Source organism: Pedobacter flavus (assembly GCF_036324285.1).
GTDB lineage: Bacteria > Bacteroidota > Bacteroidia > Sphingobacteriales > Sphingobacteriaceae > Pedobacter > Pedobacter flavus.
The window spans coordinates 1,069,816-1,090,221 of record NZ_JAZDQU010000001.1 but is presented as its reverse complement, the minus strand read 5'-3'; the positions used below and the strand labels follow the sequence as shown (position 1 = coordinate 1,090,221).

The following is a 20,406-nucleotide window of genomic DNA, read 5'->3' as shown; positions in this document are numbered from 1 at the left end:
CAATTATTATTTCTTTATAAATAATTTATTTTCTTTGTATTTAAACATTAATTACTTTTAACTTTCTTGGATATGAATAATTTTAGAGAATTAAAAATATGGCAGTTAAGTATTGAAATAGCAAAACTAGTATTTAAAATGACAAGAAATTTTCCACCGGATGAAAGATATGCATTGACCGCTCAACTTACTAGGGCTTCAGTATCTATCTCCTCAAATATTGCTGAAGGTTGTTCAGGAAAGTCTAAAAAAGAATTTAATCATTTTCTAAGTATTGGTCTAGGCTCTGCTTATGAATTAGAAACACAATTAATATTAGCCTATGACTTCGGATACGTAGATAAGCTAAGTTTTGAATACATAATTCCAAAAATAAACCAATTGGAAAGAATGGTAGGAGGCCTACAGAAAACCTCTGAGAAGAAAAAAGTCTAAGTATTTAGTACTAAGACTTGATGTATTAAACAAGTTAGATTCCAATTAGATAAAAGTTTTGGTAGCTATACTAATCTAAAGATAAAAACCAGCTAGTGGTTAGAACATAACAGACTGAACTAATTACTTATCAAAAAAAGAAAAAACAAAATAAATGAAAATATACCGGAAAGGATTCTGCTGCACCTAGCAATTGTCTACCGTCTACTTTCTACTAAAGACTATAGACTAACTATGCCGCAGGCACCCCATACGAAGCAAAATACTTTTTAAAAACAATGAAAATCACCGATCATATAAAAAGAGCAAACCAAACACTCTTTTCTTTTGAACTATTACCACCAATAAAAGGAAAAAGTATAGATGACATCTATAGAGCAATAGACCCCTTAATGGAGTTTAATCCGCCATTTATAGATGTAACCTACCATAGAGAAGATTTTATTTATAAGCAACACGATAATGGACTTTTAGAAAAAGTATCGTACCGTAAACGTCCAGGTACGGTAGCCATTTGTGCAGCCATAATGAACAAATATAAAGTAGATGCAGTTCCGCATTTAATTTGTGGTGGCTTTACTAAGGAAGAAACTGAAAATGCATTAATAGATTTAAAATTTTTAGGAATTGACAATGTATTGGTTTTAAGAGGTGATGCCCGTCAGGCAGATAATACTTTTATACCTACTCCTGGTGGACACCAATATGCATCTGAACTTTTGGAGCAGGTAATGAACATGAATAATGGCAAATATCTGCACGAAGACCACCAAGCGTTTTGTACAGATTTTTGTGTGGGCGTAGCTGGATATCCAGAAAAGCATTTCGAATCCCCAAATCTTAAAACAGACTTTAAATATTTAAAGAAAAAAGTAGAACTAGGTGCAGAATTTATCGTTACTCAAATGTTCTATGACATAGAGAAATACAAAAATTTTGTTGCCTTATGTAGAGAAAACGACATCCATGTCCCAATTATTCCGGGCTTAAAACCTATTACCAATTCAAAACAATTGATTAGCTTGCCTAAGATTTTCCATATAGATATACCAGAATTGTTGAGCGAAGCCATTAGCGCTTGTAAAAATGAACAACAAGTAAAAGAAGCAGGCATTGAATGGATGATTGAACAGTGTAAGGAATTAATTAAAATTGGGGCTCCGGTATTACATTTTTATACCATGAGTAATCCCGAATCAACAAAAAGAATTGCAGATGCAATATTTTAAAAACATGAATGCGCAAAAAATTTTAAAAACCCTAACTCTTGTATGGTTAATTTTCATCGTCTTAACTGGCCATGCTCAACAATATTCTAAAAAGCAACCAAAAGCAGATGCCGAGTTTAGAGCTGCGTGGGTTGCTTCTGTTGCCAACATCAATTGGCCAAGTAAACCTGGGCTAACTACAGAGCAACAAAAACAAGAAGCATTAAACATTTTAAATATTCTTAAAAACAACAATTTAAATGCAGTTATTTTCCAAGTAAGACCTCAAGCAGATGCTTTATATAAAAGTGATTTAGAACCTTGGTCATATTTTTTAACAGGCAAACAAGGTGTGGCACCAAACCCCTATTATGATCCATTAGAATTTTGGATAGATGCGGCACACGAACGTGGATTAGAATTACATGTTTGGTTAAATCCATATAGAGCACATCATGTTTCAGGAAAAGAAATTTCCGAAAAGTCTATCGTTAAAACCAATCCAGAATTGGTATATAAATTAGCTGAAGGCTATTGGTGGCTAGACCCATCATTAAAAGGCACACAAGATCACTCGGCAGCAGTTGTACGCGATATAGTTACCAGATACGATATCGATGGCGTTCATTTCGATGATTACTTCTATCCTTATGAATCATACAATAAAGGAGCAGATTTTCCAGATCAAAAAACTTATCAAGATTATCTTAAAACTGGAGGCACTTTAGCTTTAAATGATTGGCGCAGAGAAAGCGTAAATACTTTTATAAAAAGAGTGTACGATGAAATAAAATCTATTAAAACACATGTCAAATTTGGATTAAGTCCATTCGGCATTTGGCGACCAGGATACCCTGAGTCTATTGAAGGTATGGATCAGTATGAAAAACTTTACGCTGATGCTAAATTATGGTTAAACGAAGGCTGGATTGATTATTTCTCACCACAACTATACTGGAAAGTAAATACCATTGCTCAAAGTTATCCTGTACTTTTGGGATGGTGGGAAAGAGAAAATAAAACGGGTAAACATTTATGGCCAGGATTAAATAGTGGTTTAGGTGGTGGCCCAACTAATAGCGACGAAATCTTTAATCAAATAATGATTGCCAGAGGTATTGTTCCTAATAGCCCAGGACATATTCATTGGAGTATGGCGGCGCTTCAAACGCACGAAAGTTTGCGTAAAGATTTATTGGCAGGGCCTTACAAACGACAAGCATTAGTACCGCCAAGCCCTTGGTTAGAAAAAGAACAACCAGCTGTCCCTAAAGTTACCACTCAATTAATAAATAATAATTTAGAAATTTCATGGGAAGCAGAAGGGGCTGATAAAAACTTTAGATATGTAGTTTATGCAAAATATGGCGACAACTGGGAATATCAAATTTTAAACAAACACGATAGATGTTTATTAATACCAACCGTACAAACTTTAAGTTCTGGCGCCAAAATTAAGTTAACCGCTTATGGTGTTACGGCTGTGGGTAGAACCGGAAATGAAAGTAGATTTGAAGAGAAAAAACCTTAATTTTAAACGTTAAAATTTTAAACCCGGTAACTAATGTTCCCGGGTTTTTTTATGTTAAATAATACTCAGGATGCTTTTTTGGTCAACTTAACTCTTAAATTTATTGCATAACTTTACAAAATATGGAAGGCCTAGTCATAAAATCTACAGGTAGTTGGTACACAATTGAAGGAGAAGATAAAAAAATATATTCTTGCAGAATTGTAGGTAAATTCAGAATAAAGGATATAAAAACCACCAACCCAATAGCTGTTGGAGATAGAGTAAAATTTGAATTAGAACCTGACAGTGAAAATGGATTAATTACGGCTTTACTTCCCCGTAAAAATTATATAATTAGGAAATCAATTAATCTATCTAAGCAAGCTCAAATTATAGCTGCAAATTTAGATCAAGCCTTCCTAATTGTTACCTTATCCTCTCCTAGAACTTCACTTGGTTTTATAGACAGATTCTTGGTTACCGCAGAGGCCTACTCTGTTCCTACTTCACTTATTATAAACAAAGTTGACTTACATGACGAAGAAGATCATGAGTTCTATTTGCAATTAAAATCTATTTATGAGAAAATCGGATACCCTTGCTTTGAGGTTTCCGCTCTCGAAGGGATAAATATGAATTTAATTTCAGACCTATTAAAAGATAAAATAACCCTCTTTTCGGGACATTCTGGAGTTGGCAAATCAACATTAATAAATTACCTACTTCCTAATTTAGATATAAAAACTGGCGAGATATCCGACTGGAGCAATAAAGGACAACATACTACAACATTTGCAAACATGCACCCTTTACCCCAAGGAGGATATTTAATAGATACACCTGGAATTAGAGAGTTGGGCGTAATTGATATTGAAAAAGCTGAACTTTCTCATTTTTTCCCTGAAATTTTTAAAATTTCTGAAGGTTGCAGATTCAATAATTGTCAGCATTTTAATGAGCCAGGTTGCGCTGTATTAAAAGCAGTTGAACATGGAGAAATAGCCATTTCTAGATATGAGAGTTACGAAAGTATCTATCATGGACACGACACAAGGGCTTAAAAACTTAAATCATAATTAAATGAGAGCTGTTATTCAAAGAGTATTAGAAGCTAACTGCGTAGTAGATGGTAAAATTACCGGTGAAATTGGTAAAGGCTTACTCGTCTTATTAGGTGTAGAAGAAAAAGATACTGAAGAAGACCTAGAATGGTTAGCGGGAAAAATTGCGAATATTAGAATTTTTAGTGACGAAAATGGACTTATGAACCAGTCTTTAGCCGATTGTAATGGAAAAATACTGCTGATTAGTCAATTCACCTTATTTGCTGCAACAAAAAAGGGAAATAGACCTGGATTTACTAGAGCTGCAAAACCTCCTTTAGCCATTCCAATGTATGAATCCATGATCCATAAACTAAGCACATTAACAGGTACAAAAGTAGAAGTTGGGGTATTTGGTGCCGACATGAAAATAAGCTTAATAAATGATGGTCCGGTTACCATTATTATAGACACTCAGCAAAAAGAATAATATTAAAAAATTTAAATTTCCATCAAAATGACAATAAAAGAATCGCAAGAAATTGTAGATAATTGGATAAAAAACAATGGCGTTAGGTATTTTAACGAATTAACCAACACTGTAATTTTAATGGAGGAAGTTGGTGAATTAGCACGCATTATTTCTAGAAAATATGGCGAACAATCTTTTAAAAACAAAGAAGAAGAAGCCAATCTAGCTGATGAGATGGCAGATGTTTTATTTGTTTTAATTTGTCTAGCTAACCAAACCAATACAGATTTAACAGAAGCCTTGAGAAAAAACTTGGAGAAGAAAACTCAACGAGACGCTAACAGACATAAAAACAACGATAAATTAAAATAAAAAATCCCGCAATTGCGGGATTCTTCAAGTTTAGTAGTTTAGTTTAACGCTTTATTTATAAAAAAGATCTTATTTTCTGAGCCGCAGAAGCAAGCTCATCAGCACTTGGCTTTAATTTTTCCTTACTAAAATTCATATCAGATACTGCATTCATCGGCACCAAATGAATATGTGCATGTGGCACTTCTAATCCAACAACAGCCACGCCAACCTTTTTACATGGAAAAGCAGACTTTATTGCTTTAGAAATAGACTTAGCAAATAACCATAATCCCGCATACGATTCATCGTTTATATCGAATATATAATCCTCTGGTTGCTTTGGAATTACCAAAACGTGGCCCATTACCAGCGGACTAACATCTAAAAATGCTAAATAATCGTTGTTTTCTGCAATCTTATGTGCTGGTATTTCGCCCGAAATAATCCTTTCAAAAACCGACATATTATCTACTGATTTCTAAGATTTCGAACTCAATTTTCCCTGCCGGAACTTCTATTTCAGCCATATCACCAACAGATTTACCTAATAATCCCTGTGCGATTGGAGATTTTACAGATATTTTTCCTGTCTTTAAATCTGCTTCACTTTCCGGAACCAGTTGGTAAGTCATAACTGCTCCGTTCTTAACATTCTTTATTTTCACTATTGACAAAGCCAATACTTTAGATGTATCTAATTTGCTTTCATCAATTAACCTTGCATTGGCTAATATATTCTTAAGTTTTGCAATTTTTGCTTCATGTAATCCCTGCGCTTCTTTTGCCGCATCGTATTCCGCATTTTCCGAAAGGTCTCCTTTATCTCTTGCCTCTGCAATCTGTTTAGAAATCATTTGTCTTCCAACAGTAGTTAATTCATGGATTTCTTCCTTTAACTTATCTAATCCTTCTTGTGTATAATACGTAACCTCTGACATCTCAATTTATTTTTCTTATATCCTCTAAAAACAACAAGACCATATCGGGTATTCCCGATATAGTCTTGAAATTGTATAATAACGAAGATAATTTTCCCAGTTTATAAAAGCAAATTTTTAGCGCATTAAATTAAATATCCTTTATATACTACTAAATTTTGCCACATGATTAACCTTGAAATTCAATGAATTAGCAATAAAACACATTTTATTGGCCTCAGTATGTAATTTCTCCGCTAATTCAAACTGTTTATTATCAGCTAAAACAACATTTGGCCTTAATGTAATTGAAGTAAATTTCCCACTTCCAGTACCATCTTCCACCATTATTCCTTCAGCATTATCATAATATTCCATTACCACTATTCCATGCTTAGAACATAAATGTAAATACCATAACATATGACAAGAAGAAACCGCCGATACGAGTAAATCTTCTGGGTTATGCTTGTTTTTATCTCCTAAAAAATCTGAATCTGATGAACCTAAAATTTCAGGCTTCCCATCCATAGAAATTTTAAAGTCCCTATCATAAGACCTATAATCCATGGTTCCAGAACCCTTATTCCCCGTCCAAATTAACTTAGATGTGTAGGTATGTTGCTTTGCCATGAGATTTTAAATTTGATATAATTACATACTAAAATACTATTTTTTGTAGCTTATCTGCAAGAACTTCAGATATTTTTAAATAGGATTCGTACGTCCATCCCGCTACATGTGGACTCAAAATCAGCTTTTGTTCATTAACCAATTCATCAAACCATATTTGTTCTTTCAATTTAGGGAAATTTTCCACCTCCAAAACATCTAAACCAGCACCTAAAATTTTCCCTTCTTTAATACCTTTTAAAATTGAAGTTGTTTTAACAATTTCTCCTCGAGCAGTATTAATAAAGAAAATAGGCTTTTTAAAATGAAATAAATATTCATCGTTTACCATTTCCTTTGTCTCCTTTGTTAAAGGAATATGCAAACTCAAAATATCTGCACGTTTAACCACTTCCTCCATGCTTACTTCCTGTGCATATTGATCTGAATAACCAGTTTTGTATTTATCGTAAGCAATAACTTCTACTTCAAATCCGCTTAGTTTCTTGGCTATGCTTTTACCCATAACGCCGTAACCTATTATGGCAACCGTTTTCTTCTTTAATTCATACCCTCTATTGCCTTCCCTGTCCCAAACACCATTTCTAACTTCAGCATTGCCTTTATTCAAGTTGTTTATCAACGACAATAACATCCCTATAGCGTGCTCACCTACCGCATCCGCATTGCCTTCTGGGGCATTTAGTAAAATAATATCTTTAGATTTTGCAAAGTCTACATTAATATTATCTAAACCTGCACCTGCTCTCGCAACAAACTTTAAATTATGTCCGGCTTCTAACAACTCCTCATCAATTTTAAATTTAGTTCTAACGGCAATGCCCATATAATCGCCAATCACACTCAGTGTTTCTGCTCTGGAGATATCTGGTCTATCGTGCACCTCAAAACCCATATCAACTGCCCTTTCCTTAAAAACGGGATGCAATGCATCAACTATTAAAATTTTTCCCTTCATAACTTCCTTGACATTTGCAACAAAAATATCAAATGTTAGTTTAATATAATGCAATTTAAATAATTGAGCGTAATTTCACGCAATGAAAAACACAACGGAAAAGTTTACCAAAGATCAATTGTCAATTGTAATTATCCTAGGTATTCTATCGGCAATGGGTCCATTTACCATTGATATGTATCTACCAGCATTTGTTCAAATTGCGGATAGTTTATCAACCACCCAAGACCAAATTCAACTATCTCTAGCATCTTACTTTATAGGAATTTCGGCAGGTCAGCTTTTCTACGGACCAATTACGGATAGATTTGGAAGAAAAAAACCATTATATATTGGTTTAATAATTTATACTCTGGCTTCTATAGGTTGCGGAATTGCATCAAACATAGACCAATTAATAGCATTTAGACTACTTCAGGCCTTGGGAGGTTGTGCAGGTATGGTAGTTTCTAGAGCTGTAGTTCGCGATTTATTTAAACCCCACGAGTCTGCAAAAGTATTTTCTATGTTAATGTTAGTGATGGGTATAGCGCCGATAATTGCTCCATCTGTGGGTAGTTTTGTAAGTACCTCTTGGGGGTGGAGAGCTATCTTTACCGTATTAACTTGCCTAAGTTCTATTGTATTTGTGGCTATAGCTGTTTTTCTACCTGAATCTAAAAAAGCAGATAAAAGCGTCCAATTAAAATTTGTTCCAATAATTAAAGTTTATTGGAACTTAATGAAAAAGAAATCGTTTATATACTTTGCCTTATGTTGCTCATTCGGATCGGCTGGCATGTTCGCTTATATTTCTTCTTCTTCATTTATCTACATAACGCTATTTAATTTCACAGAAAAAGAATTTAGTCTATTATTTAGCGTTAATGCAGCGGGTCTAATTTTATGTAGTCAGTTGAATAGAATATTATTGAAAAAATATTCGATGACCCAAATTTTAACTTTTGCTTGTGGTGTTATGTTTATCTCAGGAATATCAATTGCCATAATCAGCAACTTAAATGTTCCAAATATCATTTTCATTGCCTTCCTATTCGTTTTCATAAGCTTCCTAGGATTTATTTACCCAAACAGTACCGCATTAGCTTTAGCTGATACAGGCGCTCAAACAGGTTCTGCATCTGCCTTATTAGGCGCATTACAAATGTTTATGAGCTTCGTTTCATCCATCGCGGTTAGCACATTCTTTAACAACACCATTGTTCCTGTAAGTCTAATTATAGGCATAACAGGAACCTTAACATTATTAACATTAATGCTAATTAAAAGAAGATTAATTTAAAATTTAAGCTTTGGCTAATTGCTCAATATGCTGAGTAAATTCAATAAACTGTGCAACGGTAAGCTGTTCAGCACGCTTATCAAAATAGTTATGGGTATCCATTTTATCTTTAGGAATGGTGCCCGACAAGGCATTTCTTAACGTTTTTCTTCGCTGATTAAAACCTGCTTTAACAACCCGCCAAAAAAGTTTTTCATCACAATCTAATTCCTTAACGTTATTTCTTGTAAGCCTTATAACACCCGAATTTACTTTAGGAGGCGGATTAAACGTCCCAGGTTTAACTGTAAATAAATACTCTATATCGTAATAAGCTTGCAGCAAAACGCTCAATATCCCATAATCTTTAGATCCAGATGGAGAAGCGCATCGCTCTGCAACTTCCTTTTGAAACATCCCTACCATTTGGATAACCTGATTCCTATTTTCTAAAATTTTGAATAAAATTTGGGAAGAAATATTGTACGGGAAATTGCCAATAATTGAAAATTGTTCAGCAAATTTCTCCTTAAAATTTAATGCTAAAAAATCGCCAAGTATTAATTTTTCACCCAATTGAGGATACTTATTTTTCAAATAATCATAAGATTCAGCATCAATATCAATCAAATGAACATCCAAATTATTATCTGCTAATAAATGATCCGAAAGAATTCCCATACCAGGTCCAACTTCCAACACCTGATTATATTGATCTGTTTTAGACAAAGCCTGAACAATTTTACCTGCGATATTTTTATCAGTCAAAAAATGCTGACCAAGATGTTTCTTAGCTTTTACTAAACTCATATTTATAGACACTATTCTCTGGTAAGTAGAGATTATACTTACAAAAATAAGTAAAGATTAGTGGCAAAATCAGTAATTTGCACAAATTCTTTCATCAAGTCATGCAGAAAAAATTAAAAATTGGAATAACCATAGGCGATATTAATGGTATTGGGTTAGAAGTAATTTTAAAATCACTATCTAACGCAAGTATTCTACAAGATTGTATTGCAATAGTATACGGACAAGCTAAAATAGCTTCTTACCATAAAAAAAACTTAAAAATTAACGATTTTCAATTCAACATCATCAATCATCCAGACCAAGCAGTTGCAGGGAAAGCTAACCTTATAAATTGTTGGGAAGAAGAAGTGAAAATTGAATTGGGCAAAACCACAGAAACAGGCGGAAAATATGCAGTAATTTCTCTTCAAAAAGCCACGAACGACTTATTAGAAGGGAAAATTGACGCGATAGTTACTGCACCCATCAACAAAGACAATGCTCAATCAGAAAGCTTTAATTTTCCAGGACATACCGAATTTTTTGAATCAAAAAACCCTGGCAAAAAAGCATTAATGTTTATGTTGAGTGAAGGAATTAAAATTGGTGTAGTAACCGGACATGTTCCTTTAAAAGACGTTTCAGAACATATAACAAAGGCCAACATTCTTCAAAAATTAGTTTTGATGAACGAAAGCTTGAAGAAAGACTTTTGGATAGAAAAACCAAAAATTGCAGTCCTAGGTTTAAATCCTCATGCCGGAGATAACGGACTTTTAGGAAGCGAGGAACAAGAAATTATTAGTCCAGCTATACAAGAAGCCTTTGATAAAGGAATTATTTGTTTTGGGCCCTACCCAGCAGATGGATTTTTTGGAAATGAATCTTACAAACAATTTGATGGGGTTTTAGCCATGTACCACGATCAAGGTTTAGTTCCATTTAAAACTTTATCGTTTGGTGGTGGCATTAATTTTACTGCAGGATTAGATTTTATAAGAACCTCTCCGGATCATGGAACAGGTTATGGAATTGCGGGTAAAGATGTAGCAAACCCAAGTTCCTTTATCCAAGCAATTTATGCCGCTATACATATTACAAATAGCAGAAGAGAACAAGAAGAAATGCTTGCCAACCAATTAAAATCTGGAGGTAAGATAGTTGAAACGCAGTTCGATTTAAAAGATGATGCTTCATAAATTAAACAGCCATTATAACTAGCTTTGTGAAGTATTAAGCTTAGGATTAAAACCCAAATAATTAAATAAATAAAAAGTAAATACAACCCGAATTTTATAAGGATAAAATATTAAAACCAATCAATATTAATATATTTTAAAAAATTAAGGCGATAAAAATTTGGCAGAATGTCCTTAAAATGAAAAAATATACTGATTATATAAAAAATAAATAGGTTGAATTTTTCAAAAACATTTTCAACTTACTAAAATAATCCTTACATTTGCGGGCTAAAATTTTGTTACTCTTGAAACCATTAAAACAATTTTCAATCCCTTTTACAGGCTTAAAAATTGGCAAACATTTGTTTGATTTTGAGATAGATGACAATTTTTTTGCAGCATTTGAATACTCTTTAGTTAAGAAAGGGAATTTAAAAGCAAAATTAGAACTAGATAAACAAGAGACCATGATGATCTTAAATTTTGAGATCGATGGTGAAGTTAGTTTAACTTGCGACACTTGTTTATCGGAATGTTTGACGCCTTTACATATTAAAGAACGTCAAATTATAAAGTTTACAGAAGATGACCTTGAGAGTGACGACTTGGAAATCATTATGATAAACAAACGAGAGAGTGAAATTGATGTATCAGAATTAATATATGAATACATAACTGTCTCGATTCCATATATTGTTAATTGTAATGATATGGGGAACGGACAGCAATGTGATCCGGAAATGATAGCAAAATTGCAAGATTTATCGGTTCAGAAGAGAGAAGAAGAAAAAGTAGACCCTAGATGGGATGCATTAAAGAAATTAAAATAAAATAAAACAATAAGAAATGGCACATCCAAAGCGTAAAATCTCTAAAAGCAGAAGAGATAAAAGAAGGACTCACTACAAAGCTGAGTTGCCATCTTTAACAACTTGTAAAGCTACCGGAGCAATACACCAACCACATCGCGCTTATAACGTAGATGGTAACCTGTATTATAACGGGAAATTAGTTATCGAGAACACCGCCATCGGGTAATATTCTTTTAAAATTTTTTGTGTTTTAAGCGGGTTTAATTTTAACTTAGTCGGCTGCTTTGTTTTTACAAGGCTGCATTATTAATACACAGATTTTTTAAAGTATGAAAATAGGCCTCGATATAATGGGCGGCGACCATGCCCCTAAAGCTATTGTTTTAGGAGCTGTTGAAGCACATAAATCATTAAATCCTAATGAGCATATTGTACTCATTGGCGATACAAGTCAAATATACCCAATTTTAAATGATCTGGATTTTAATCCAGATCATTTTGAGTATATACATACAGACGAGTGCATCAGTATGGGAGAACATCCCACTAAAGCCATCCTTCAAAAACCTAATTCGAGTATCGCAGTAGGTTTTAATCTCCTTAAAGAAAACAAAATCCAATCATTTGCTAGTGCAGGTAATTCTGGCGCCATGTTAGTTGGTGCAGTTTTAAGTGTTAAAACTATTCCCGGAATTATTAGACCTTGTTTATCCTCTATTGTACCAAAAATAAAGGGCGGCATGGGCTTACTATTAGATGTGGGCGCAAATGCCGATTGCAAGCCAGACACTTTATTACAGTTTGGTATATTAGGTAGTTTATACGCCGAAAATATAATGGGCATCCCAAATCCAAAAGTAGGATTAATGAATATTGGAGAGGAAGACGAGAAAGGAAATATGTTAAGTATGGCTACTTTCCCTTTAATGAAAGAAACTAAATTGTTTAATTTCATTGGAAATATTGAAGGGAGAGATATGTTCAATGATAAGGCTGACGTTATTGTTTGTGATGGTTTTACAGGCAATATTATGTTAAAACTTGCCGAGTCATTCTATGTTTTAACTATTAAAAAAGGGCTTAAAGATGAGTTCTTCGACCGCTTTAACTACGAACAATATGGTGGCAGTCCGGTTTTAGGCGTTAATGCACCTGTAGTTATTGGTCATGGAATATCAAATCCAAGAGCTGTAAAGAATATGATTTTACAGTCGAAGGAAATGATCGTTTCTAAGCTAACAGAGAAAATAACCTCTGCATTTAATTAATCTACTTATGAATAAAATTCACGCCGCTATTACAGCCGTCCATGGTTATGTACCCGATTATGTACTTACCAATAAAGAGATGGAAACCTTTGTAGATACTACCGATGAATGGATTGTTAGTCGTACCGGTATTAAAGAACGAAGGATTTTGAAAGGCGAAAATTTAGGAACATCAGATATGGCTGTTCCTGCTGTGAATGCCCTTTTAAAAAAGAGAGGAATTTCTGCCTCAGAAATAGAACTCATTATTTTTTGTACCACTACTCCTGATTTACCTTTTCCTGCAACAGCTAATATCTTGGCAGATAAAATTGGTGCAACCAATGCTTGGGGTTTCGATTTACAAGCAGCATGCTCTGGATTTATCTACGGATTAACCACAGCAGCTCAATTTATTGAATCAGGAAAACACAAAAAAATATTAGTAGTTGGTGGCGATAAAATGTCGTCTATCATTAACTACGAAGATAGAACTACCTGTATAATTTTTGGAGATGGATGTGGTGCTGTTCTATTAGAACCTAACGAAGAAGGAAACGGCATAATGGATGCTATCCTAAAATCAGATGGTTCTGGCAAACAATTTTTACAACAAAAAGCTGGTGGATCTGTAAAACCAGCAAGTATAGAAACCGTAACTAATAACGAGCATTCTGTATATCAGGAAGGACCAACCGTATTTAAATTTGCCGTAACTAATATGGCTAATGTTGCTGCAGAAATTATGGATCGTAATCATTTAACTGCCGACGATGTAGCCTGGTTAGTGCCACATCAAGCAAATAAAAGAATTATTGATGCCACTGCAAATAGAATGGGTGTTGGTACAGATAAGGTAATGATTAATATAGAGCGTTACGGAAATACCACTAACGGAACTATTCCTCTATGTTTATGGGAATGGGAAAGTAAATTAAAAAAGGGCGATAATTTAATCCTTGCTGCTTTTGGCGGTGGATTTACTTGGGGCTCAGTTTATATAAAATGGGCATATTAACCTTATTTTATAGAAAAAATTATAAATTAGAATTTTAAATTTCAAAACGTTTTTATTTAAAATAATAACAATGGATATAAAACAAGTACAGGAACTGATAAAGTTTGTTTCTCGTTCCGGTGTAAACGAAGTTTCAATTGAACAAAAGGACTTCAAAATCACCATAAAAACTAATCAAACACCAACAGTTGTTCAAGCAACAGTTGCAGCGCCAGCACCAGTAGCATTACCACAAGTTGCTGCACCTGCTACACCAGCGCCTGCTCCATCAGCTCCGGTTACCCCAGCTGCAGAAGATACTTCTAAGTATATCACTATTAAATCTCCAATGATTGGAACTTTCTACAGATCAGCTAGTCCTGAGAAACCTACTTTTGTAAATGTAGGTGATGAAATTGGCGTAGGAAAAGTTATCTGCATTATAGAAGCGATGAAGCTTTTCAATGAAATTGAAAGTGAAGTTTCTGGCAGAATTGTAAAAGTATTGGTAGAAAATGCTTCTCCAGTAGAATACGACCAACCTTTATTTTTAGTAGAACCAATCTAGTACCATCACACTGGTACTGAGATTCCAGCTAATTTAAATACATGTTTAAAAAAATATTAATCGCCAACCGAGGTGAAATCGCGTTGCGCATCATTAGAACCTGTAAAGAAATGGGCATTAAAACGGTTGCAGTTTATTCTACTGCAGATCGTGAAAGCCTTCATGTTAGGTTCGCTGATGAAGCCGTTTGTATTGGCCCACCACCAAGTAAAGATTCTTATCTAAATATTCCTAATATTATATCTGCAGCAGAATTAACAAATGCAGATGCAATACATCCAGGGTATGGATTCCTATCAGAAAATGCTAAATTTTCATCGGTTTGTCGCGATTATGGAATTAAGTTTATTGGAGCAACTCCAGAACAAATTAATGCCATGGGCGATAAAGCTTCAGCTAAAGAGACAATGAAAAAAGCTGGAGTACCTACAATTCCTGGTTCAGATGGTTTGTTAAATAGTGTTGCAGAAGGAATAAAACTAGCTAACGAAATAGGTTATCCAGTAATTCTTAAAGCTACTGCAGGTGGTGGTGGTCGTGGAATGCGTATTGTTTGGGAAGATGCAGAATTCGAAAATGCATGGGATAGTGCTCGTCAAGAATCGGGCGCAGCATTTGGAAATGATGGTCTTTACCTTGAAAAATATATTGAAGATCCACGCCATATTGAAATCCAAATAATTGGTGACCAATATGGTAAAGCTTGTCACCTTTCTGAACGCGATTGCTCTATTCAACGTCGCCATCAAAAGTTAGTTGAAGAAGCTCCTTCACCTTTTATTACGCCAGAATTACGAGAAGCAATGGGTAAAGCGGCAATTAAAGGTGCAAAAGCAGTTAAATACGAAGGTGCAGGAACCATAGAATTCTTGGTAGATAAGCATAGAAACTTCTATTTCATGGAAATGAATACACGTATTCAGGTTGAACACCCTGTTACTGAAGAAGTTATTAACTACGATTTAATTAAAGAACAAATAAAAGTAGCATATGGGGTTCCTATTACCGGAAAAAATTACTACCCAGATATGCACGCTATAGAATGTAGGATAAATGCTGAAGATCCATTCAATAACTTCAGACCTAGTCCAGGAAAGATTACAAACTTCCATTCACCAGGCGGACATGGGGTGCGAGTAGATACACACGTTTATTCGGGCTATCAAATTCCATCTAATTACGACTCAATGATTGCGAAATTAATTTGTGTAGCTCAAACTAGAGAGGAAGCCATAAGTACTATGGAACGCGCATTAAGTGAGTTTGTAATTGAAGGAATTAAAACAACTATTCCATTCCATTTAAAATTAATGAAGGATCCTAATTTTAGAGCAGGAAATTTCACAACAAAATTCATGGAAACCTTTGACATAAACGCTCAATAGGTTTAATCTAATCATTGCTCCAGCAAATGCTGGAGCATTTTTTATAATAAATTAATTATGGCAACTCAAAAAAGAACCACATTAGAAGCAGAAATGTCGTTTTTTGATCATATAGATGTTCTACGTAAGCATTTATTAAGGTCGTTGTTAGTATTAATAGTTTTTACAGTAGCAGCGCTTTTCTTTTCTGAATTTATTTATGAAGAGATAATTATGGGGCCAAAACATGCAGATTTTTGGACCTATAGAATGATGTGCTTAATGGTAGAAACATGGCCAAATATTATAAGTTCAGATTTCTGTGTAACTAAAATTCCTGGTGAGATTATAAATACTCAAATGGCCGGACAGTTTACGCTTCAAATTAATTCTTCTATTATTTGTGGTATTTTATTTACCATCCCTTACTTTTTATTTGAGATGTGGTTATTCATTAAACCAGCCTTAAAAATCAATGAAAAGAAATCTGCACAAGGCTTTGTATTCTTCTCATCTGCCCTATTTTTTATTGGAGTTTTATTTGGCTATTATGTAATTAGTCCACTTTCGATAAACTTCTTAGCCAACTTTACAGTTAGTCCAGACATTAAAAACACTTTCACAATAGATTCTTACTTATCTACTGTTGCTACACTTACCTTAGGTTCAGGAGTTATTTTTCAATTACCCATTGTGATCTACATTCTTTCTAAACTGGGTATTATGACACCTAAATTTATGAGAAGTAGCCGTAGATATTCTACTGTATTAATCTTAATAATTGCCGCAGTAGTAACGCCAACGGCGGATGTATTAACCATGTTAGTGGTTGCCGCTCCTTTATTCTTACTTTATGAGATAAGTATTTATATCTCGGCTTATATAGAGAATAAGAAAAATAAAGAGCTTTACGGTACATCCTTGGTTAAGAAAAACTAAATAAGTTTAGTTCATGAAATCTGGAATTTAAAAAGTATAAAATTTTATGCTTTTTAACCCTTACTATATCAAAAATCTTACTAACTTAATCATTTATTCTACCTAAATTTGAATAAATGTCCCAAGATAAAAATATAAAAATTGCAATTGGTGCCGATCATGCTGGCTTTGAATTGAAGGAAAAATTAAAAAATTTCTTATCATCAAACACTGTAAAAGATTTTGGAACCTATTCAACAGATTCTGTAGATTATCCAGATTTTGCACATCCAGTTGCATTAGCTGTAGAATCAGGCGAGTTTAACTTTGGTATATTGGTTTGTGGCTCTGCAAATGGAGTTGCTATTACGGCCAACAAACACCAAGGAATACGCGCAGCAATTTGTTGGGACACAGAACTTGCATCTTTAGCTAGAATGCATAACAATGCGAATATAATTTGTATCCCTGCCAGGTTTGTAACAGAAAAACTTGCGGAGGATATGGTAAACATATTTATGAAAACACCTTTTGAAGGGGGAAGACACACAGGTAGAGTTGAAAAAATCTCCTGCTAAACTTAAATTTTAAATTAACCAATAATGAACAAAAAATTTCTTTATGCGGGTATAGGCTTGTTGTTAAGCTGTACTACCTTTGCTCAGAAACAAGACAAAGATGCTGTAAAATTCAGCGCTGTCATTAACAAAGATGTAGCATACAAGCATTTAAGCGTGCTTGCTTCTGACGAGTATGAAGGCCGTGAAACAGGTACAAGAGGTGCTTGGATGGCTGCAGAATACATCAAAAACCAATTCAAATCATTTGGATTAACAGGTCCAGTAAAAGACAACAGTGATCCTTATTTCCAACCAGTAGGTTATTCTTCATTCCCAGTTATTGGTAATGTGGTTATCAATGGTAAAACTTTAGAATCAGGAAAAGACTATTATTTTCAAAATAATAGCGTAAGTTCTAAAGGTACTTCGTTACAATCTGCATCTATTCTTTTTGCTGGATACGGAATTTCTAAAGACGGATACAACGATTATGAAGGTCAAAATGTAGCTGGTAAAATTGTTATGGTTTTCGCTACTGGCGATCCAACTGTAGCTCCTGCTCCGGCTCCACAACCTGGTCAACAAGCTCGTCGTCAACCAATCGCTGGTCCAACTGCAAACAAAGTAAAATATCTTTTAGACAATAAAGCTGCAGGTGTAATTCTTATTAATCCAATTTTGGATAATGTTACGCCTCAATTAGCTAGAATGATAAATGGTAACCCTATTTTAACGACTGCTGAGCGTTTAAAAAACTTAGATGCTGGTGCTCAATTACCAGTTCTTAACGTTTCTACAGCTGTAGCTAACCAAATTTTAGCTGCTGCTAACTTAAACGTTGAAGGTGTTAAAGGTGCTATTACTGCATCAAAAAAACCAAGTACTCAATTAATTAATGTTTCGATTAATGCACAAGCATCTAAAAAGGAACAAAAAATTCGTGCAGAAAACGTTTTAGGATTTTTAGAAGGTTCAGACCCTAAATTAAAAGAAGAGGTTTTAGTAATCTCTAGTCACTATGACCATATTGGTTTAGTTGCAGATCCTAACGCAAAAGATAAAGTAAACAATGGTGCTGATGATGATGGTTCTGGTACTACTGGTGTTCTTTTAGTTGCAGAAGCTTTCGCAAACGCGAAAAAAGCTGGCAAAGGTCCTAAAAGAAGTATCTTATTTATCTGCGTTGTAGGTGAAGAAAAAGGATTATTAGGTTCTGAGTGGTATGGTGAATACCCTGTATTCCCTCTAAAAAATACAATCACCAACTTAAACATCGATATGATTGGTCGTGGAGATGCTGCACACCCTGACAACAACTTCGTTTACATCATTGGTTCTAATATGTTAAGTGATGATCTAGATAGAATTGGTAAAGAAGCTAATAATACTTATACCAAAATGTTCTTAGATGAGAAACACAATAACAGAACAGACCCTGAGCGTTTCTACTATCGTTCTGACCACTATAACTTCGCGAAACACAACATTCCAGTAATTTTCTACTTTAATGGTGTTCACGATGATTACCACGCTCCAGGTGATGAGGTTGATAAAATCGATTTCCCTATGTTAGCGAAACGTTCTCAATTAGCTTATTATACAGCTTGGATGTTAACCAACGGAAAAGACCGTCCAGTAGTTAACAAAGATGCTGATGGTAAATTAATTAAATAAGCGTCTAAAATAAATACTTAAAGATCCCGATGAAATAATATTCATCGGGATCTTTTTTTATACGCATTTTAATTGAAAGCATCGTTAAGGATTAGTTATATTTGTAATGAATGAAGATAGCAGAAGAATTTATAGAACAATCAAATGCTAAGGTATTCGACCTACCGCATAGAGCAACCATCAATTACAATATTGGCAAGTACAATATGGCTGTCGAACGCGGGCTATCTAAATTCGAAAACTTAGAAAATTCTAAAAAGAAAGCACATGCCATTAAATGGCGTGTAATGGAAAACCTCGATAAATTTCTACCAGAATTTGAGGCAAACTTTCAGAAAAAAGGCGGAAAAGTTATTTGGGCAAGTACCATTGAAGAAGCTCAAAAAGAAATTCTCCAAATTATTAAAAGTAAAAATGGGAAGTCTGTAATTAAAGCAAAATCTATGACTACCGAAGAAATTCATCTCAATGAATTTCTAGAGAAAAATGAAATAGAAGCTTTAGAAAGTGATCTTGGAGAATACATTGTTCAATTGTTAGGCCAGAAACCTTATCATATTGTAACTCCAGCTATGCACCTCAATAAAACTGAGATTGCAGCCATTTTTAATGAAAAATTTAATACCCCATTAGATGCTACTCCTGAGCAACTCACACAAAAAGCTCGTGAATTACTTAGAGAAAAATATTTAAGTGCCGATATAGGTATTACAGGTGGCAATTTTCTTATTGCCGACACAGGAAGTATTGCACTTACAGAAAATGAAGGGAATGCCCGATTAACCACTACTTTCCCTAAAGTTCATATCGCAATTGTGGGCATAGAAAAAATTATTCCATCTATTGCCGACTTAGATTTATTCTGGCCATTATTAGCAAGTCATGGAACGGGTCAAAACCTTACCGTTTACAATACCATATTAAGTGGACCACGACAAGCAAATGAAACAGATGGACCAGAAGAAATGTATGTTGTACTTCTAGATAATGGAAGAACAGATTTATTAGCAAAAAAAGAACAGCGACAAGGACTCTATTGTATTAGATGTGGCGCTTGTTTAAATGCATGCCCAGTTTATAAAAATGTGGGGGGCCATACTTACAATACCACCTATAGTGGACCCATTGGTTCTGTTATTACCCCTCATTTGAGAGGTATGGAAGATTTTAAACATTTAAGCTATGCATCTTCATTATGCGGAAAATGTACCGAAGTTTGCCCGGTTAAAATAGATATTCATAAAATGCTATTACTAAACAGAGTAGATGCGGTTCAAGAAAATCTAAACACAAAAACAGAAAACTTCGGTTGGAAATTATGGCGAAAATCCATGAAGAAAAGAAGTTTAATGGATAAAATTGGCGGAAAATATAAAAATTTCATTCTTAAAACCCTTTTCAAAAAATTATGGGGTAAGAATAGAGAAATGCCAACCATTGCGCCTAAATCATTCTCCGCTATCTGGAAATCAAGAAACAATAAAAAACAAGACCACTAA

23 protein-coding genes are annotated in these 20,406 nt (G+C 34.2%); 18 read left to right on the top strand and 5 right to left on the bottom strand.

Translation table 11 applies throughout. From position 1 onward, the window contains the following. Nucleotides 1-72: 72 nt before the first annotated feature. The 6 genes from VRU49_RS05040 to VRU49_RS05015 all read left to right on the top strand — a co-directional run bounded on the left by VRU49_RS05040 (nucleotide 73) and on the right by VRU49_RS05015 (nucleotide 5,043). Nucleotides 73-435, top strand: a complete 363-nt coding sequence (locus VRU49_RS05040; protein ID WP_330145697.1) for a four helix bundle protein — start codon at nucleotides 73-75, stop codon at nucleotides 433-435. A gap of 278 nt (nucleotides 436-713) precedes the next feature. Next, the gene (gene metF, locus VRU49_RS05035; RefSeq protein WP_330145696.1) at nucleotides 714-1,664 is read left to right on the top strand and encodes a methylenetetrahydrofolate reductase [NAD(P)H]; all 951 of its coding nucleotides are present in this window, start codon (nucleotides 714-716) and stop codon (nucleotides 1,662-1,664) included. 4 nt (nucleotides 1,665-1,668) lie between these two features. Then, nucleotides 1,669-3,174 carry a glycoside hydrolase family 10-like protein gene (locus VRU49_RS05030; protein ID WP_330145695.1) on the top strand — a complete coding sequence of 502 codons (1,506 nt, stop codon included), beginning with the start codon at nucleotides 1,669-1,671 and terminating at the stop codon, nucleotides 3,172-3,174. Nucleotides 3,175-3,296: 122 nt separating this feature from the next. Beyond that, nucleotides 3,297-4,217, top strand: coding sequence for a ribosome small subunit-dependent GTPase A (gene rsgA / locus VRU49_RS05025; protein WP_330145694.1), 921 nt, complete (start codon nucleotides 3,297-3,299; stop codon nucleotides 4,215-4,217). A 19-nt stretch (nucleotides 4,218-4,236) separates the two neighbouring features. After that, nucleotides 4,237-4,689 carry a D-aminoacyl-tRNA deacylase gene (gene dtd / locus VRU49_RS05020; protein WP_330145693.1) on the top strand — a complete coding sequence of 151 codons (453 nt, stop codon included), beginning with the start codon at nucleotides 4,237-4,239 and terminating at the stop codon, nucleotides 4,687-4,689. A 27-nt stretch (nucleotides 4,690-4,716) separates the two neighbouring features. Further along, a complete protein-coding gene (locus VRU49_RS05015) occupies nucleotides 4,717-5,043 on the top strand; it encodes a nucleotide pyrophosphohydrolase (protein WP_330145692.1) in 327 nt (108 codons plus the stop codon). 55 nt (nucleotides 5,044-5,098) lie between these two features. Here the strand turns inward: VRU49_RS05015 and VRU49_RS05010 are convergent, their stop codons facing one another. The 4 genes from VRU49_RS05010 to VRU49_RS04995 form a co-directional block, all read right to left on the bottom strand. Further along, the gene (locus tag VRU49_RS05010) at nucleotides 5,099-5,488 is read right to left on the bottom strand and encodes an HIT family protein (protein ID WP_330145691.1); all 390 of its coding nucleotides are present in this window, start codon (nucleotides 5,486-5,488) and stop codon (nucleotides 5,099-5,101) included. Between the two features lies 1 nt (nucleotide 5,489). After that, a complete protein-coding gene (gene greA / locus VRU49_RS05005) occupies nucleotides 5,490-5,963 on the bottom strand; it encodes a transcription elongation factor GreA (RefSeq protein WP_330145690.1) in 474 nt (157 codons plus the stop codon). A gap of 141 nt (nucleotides 5,964-6,104) precedes the next feature. Beyond that, nucleotides 6,105-6,575, bottom strand: a complete 471-nt coding sequence (locus tag VRU49_RS05000; protein ID WP_330145689.1) for an OsmC family protein — start codon at nucleotides 6,573-6,575, stop codon at nucleotides 6,105-6,107. Between the two features lie 28 nt (nucleotides 6,576-6,603). Beyond that, entirely contained in the window at nucleotides 6,604-7,533 is a 930-nt protein-coding gene (locus tag VRU49_RS04995) for an NAD(P)-dependent oxidoreductase (protein WP_330145688.1), read from the bottom strand. An 82-nt stretch (nucleotides 7,534-7,615) separates the two neighbouring features. On the opposite strand from VRU49_RS04995, the gene VRU49_RS04990 reads away from it, so the two are divergent. Next, nucleotides 7,616-8,815 carry a multidrug effflux MFS transporter gene (locus VRU49_RS04990; protein ID WP_330145687.1) on the top strand — a complete coding sequence of 400 codons (1,200 nt, stop codon included), beginning with the start codon at nucleotides 7,616-7,618 and terminating at the stop codon, nucleotides 8,813-8,815. Between the two features lie 3 nt (nucleotides 8,816-8,818). On the opposite strand, the gene rsmA is transcribed toward VRU49_RS04990, so the two are convergent. Further along, entirely contained in the window at nucleotides 8,819-9,604 is a 786-nt protein-coding gene (gene rsmA / locus VRU49_RS04985) for a 16S rRNA (adenine(1518)-N(6)/adenine(1519)-N(6))-dimethyltransferase RsmA (protein WP_330145686.1), read from the bottom strand. Between the two features lie 101 nt (nucleotides 9,605-9,705). Between rsmA and pdxA the strand changes: the two genes are divergently transcribed. The 11 genes from pdxA (at nucleotide 9,706) to VRU49_RS04930 (ending at nucleotide 20,406) form a co-directional block, all read left to right on the top strand. Then, on the top strand, nucleotides 9,706-10,785 hold the full coding sequence (gene pdxA / locus VRU49_RS04980; RefSeq protein ID WP_330145685.1) for a 4-hydroxythreonine-4-phosphate dehydrogenase PdxA: 1,080 nt from the start codon (nucleotides 9,706-9,708) through the stop codon (nucleotides 10,783-10,785). Between the two features lie 287 nt (nucleotides 10,786-11,072). Next, nucleotides 11,073-11,597, top strand: coding sequence for a YceD family protein (locus tag VRU49_RS04975; RefSeq protein ID WP_330145684.1), 525 nt, complete (start codon nucleotides 11,073-11,075; stop codon nucleotides 11,595-11,597). 16 nt (nucleotides 11,598-11,613) lie between these two features. Continuing rightward, the gene (gene rpmF / locus VRU49_RS04970) at nucleotides 11,614-11,805 is read left to right on the top strand and encodes a 50S ribosomal protein L32 (RefSeq protein WP_330145683.1); all 192 of its coding nucleotides are present in this window, start codon (nucleotides 11,614-11,616) and stop codon (nucleotides 11,803-11,805) included. A 103-nt stretch (nucleotides 11,806-11,908) separates the two neighbouring features. Beyond that, a complete protein-coding gene (gene plsX / locus VRU49_RS04965; RefSeq protein ID WP_330145682.1) occupies nucleotides 11,909-12,847 on the top strand; it encodes a phosphate acyltransferase PlsX in 939 nt (312 codons plus the stop codon). A 7-nt stretch (nucleotides 12,848-12,854) separates the two neighbouring features. Continuing rightward, entirely contained in the window at nucleotides 12,855-13,844 is a 990-nt protein-coding gene (locus VRU49_RS04960) for a beta-ketoacyl-ACP synthase III (protein ID WP_330145681.1), read from the top strand. A gap of 70 nt (nucleotides 13,845-13,914) precedes the next feature. Beyond that, nucleotides 13,915-14,391, top strand: a complete 477-nt coding sequence (accB, locus tag VRU49_RS04955; RefSeq protein ID WP_330145680.1) for an acetyl-CoA carboxylase biotin carboxyl carrier protein — start codon at nucleotides 13,915-13,917, stop codon at nucleotides 14,389-14,391. 41 nt (nucleotides 14,392-14,432) lie between these two features. After that, entirely contained in the window at nucleotides 14,433-15,776 is a 1,344-nt protein-coding gene (accC, locus tag VRU49_RS04950; protein ID WP_330145679.1) for an acetyl-CoA carboxylase biotin carboxylase subunit, read from the top strand. Nucleotides 15,777-15,833: 57 nt separating this feature from the next. After that, complete coding sequence (gene tatC / locus VRU49_RS04945) at nucleotides 15,834-16,694, top strand: twin-arginine translocase subunit TatC (RefSeq protein ID WP_330145678.1); 861 nt, start codon at nucleotides 15,834-15,836, stop codon at nucleotides 16,692-16,694. 116 nt (nucleotides 16,695-16,810) lie between these two features. Continuing rightward, nucleotides 16,811-17,251 (top strand): ribose 5-phosphate isomerase B, encoded by a 441-nt coding sequence (gene rpiB, locus VRU49_RS04940; protein WP_330145677.1) that lies wholly within the window; start codon nucleotides 16,811-16,813, stop codon nucleotides 17,249-17,251. Nucleotides 17,252-17,275: 24 nt separating this feature from the next. Beyond that, nucleotides 17,276-18,907, top strand: coding sequence for a M28 family peptidase (locus VRU49_RS04935; RefSeq protein ID WP_330145676.1), 1,632 nt, complete (start codon nucleotides 17,276-17,278; stop codon nucleotides 18,905-18,907). Nucleotides 18,908-19,017: 110 nt separating this feature from the next. Then, nucleotides 19,018-20,406: a LutB/LldF family L-lactate oxidation iron-sulfur protein gene (locus VRU49_RS04930; RefSeq protein ID WP_330145675.1), complete on the top strand. Its 1,389-nt coding sequence runs from the start codon at nucleotides 19,018-19,020 to the stop codon at nucleotides 20,404-20,406.